This window comes from Phreatobacter sp. AB_2022a, from assembly GCF_026847585.1.
Taxonomy (GTDB): Bacteria; Pseudomonadota; Alphaproteobacteria; order Rhizobiales; family Phreatobacteraceae; genus Phreatobacter.
In genome coordinates, this window is sequence record NZ_JAPSET010000108.1 from 1 (window position 1) to 1,680 (window position 1,680).

The following is a 1,680-nucleotide window of genomic DNA, read 5'->3' on the forward strand; positions in this document are numbered from 1 at the left end:
CGATCCGGCCAACAGCCTGCCGGCGACGCAGGCCGTGACGATCGACAACAACGCCCTGATGACGGGCTATGTGACGCTGTGGGACGGCGCGGGACACACCTTCAACAACAACGGCACCTTCGCGGTGCGCCACTTCGCCGACACCAATGGCGACGGCCTGCGCGACACCAAGGCGGTGTCGGTCTCCGACTTCGGCGGCCCGAACTCCTCCTTCAACAACAGCGGCACGGTCCGCTTCGCACCGGTCGCCAATGCCCCGGCGACGGATGCGACCGGCTACTACGTGCCGACCACCGGCGCCGACAGCCGGCCGCTGGAGGCAGGCTTCTACGACCTCAACCGCGAGGGCCTCGTCCAGGGCCAGTTCGTCAACCTGCAGACCTTCAACAACAGCGGCACGATCGACCTGCGCGGGCCGGAGATCGGCAACACGCTGGTCATGACCAGCAATCCCACGGCCGGCGGCGCGCCCGGCACCGGCACCTTCGTCACCAATGGCGGCCAGCTGCTGGTCAACACCCGCCTCAATGACGGCATCGCCCCGGGCGGGGCCGCCAACTCCTATTCCGACATGCTGATCGTCGACCGCACCCAGATGGGCTCCGCCCCGACCGCGATCGGCGTCAGCTACGATCCGGCCGTCGCCGGCGCGCTCACCCCCGGCAACGGCATCGAGATCGTCGAGGTGCGCGACAAGGCCAACTCCGCCGCCGGCGTCTTCACCCTCGGCAACCGCGTCGCCGGCAGCGCCTACGAGTACAGGCTCTACCACAACGGCGTCGGCGCGGATGCCGCCGACGGCAACTGGTACCTGCGCTCCACCCGCATCCCCGATCCGGAGACGCCGCCCCCGGCCCCCGGTCCGGACCCCGATCCCGGCCAGAGCCCGGGTCCCGGCCCGACGGCGCCGGACAAGCCCGTCGAACTGCCCGACTACCGTGTCGAGGTGCCGGTCGACGCCATCGTGCCGGCGCTGGCAAGCCGCCTCGGCATGACCATGATCGGCACGCTCGACGATCGCTACGGGCCGGACTTCGCTCCCTTCTCCGAACAGCCGCCGGCCCCGGCGCCGGCCCGCGAGATCTGGTGCAAGGACGCTGCCCGCAATTTCCGCTGCACGCCCACGCCCCAGCAGAACGCCTATTATGCCGGTGTCGACCAGCAGGCGCCGCTGCCGGCCGGCCACCTGTTCTGGGCCCGCGTCTTCGGCCAGTTCGGCGCCCACAATGCCGGCGGCCGCTCCGATATGGACCGGCTCAACGCCTTCGAGCGCAACGGCGCGTCCTACGGCTATCGCATGGGCGGCATCCAGTTCGGCGCCCATCTCTACCGCGACCCCCTCAACACGGCCGGCGTCTATGTCGGCTACGGCCGGATCGGCGCCACCGTCGACACGGTCTATGGCGAGGGCCGGGCCGGCTCGGTGGCCATGGACGCCTATTCGCTCGGCGGCTACTGGACCCACCGCCGGCCGGGCGGCTGGTATGTCGACACGGTGCTGCAGGGAACCCTGTACGGCGCGATCAGCGCGACCTCGGTGCTGGGCGAGAGCCTTGCCACCCGGGGCTGGGGGTTCGCCGCCTCGCTCGAGACCGGCCATCCGGTCGCGCTCGGCGCCGGCTGGACGATCACGCCGCAGCTGCAGGCGATCTACCAGACGGTCGGCATCGACGGCGGCGC

At 70.9% G+C, this 1,680-nt stretch carries 1 protein-coding gene; it reads left to right on the forward strand.

Annotated features, from left to right (window positions below):
• Nucleotides 1–1,680: autotransporter outer membrane beta-barrel domain-containing protein (locus OZ671_RS31875; protein WP_268864424.1), on the forward strand; the 1,680-nt coding region annotated here is incomplete at both ends.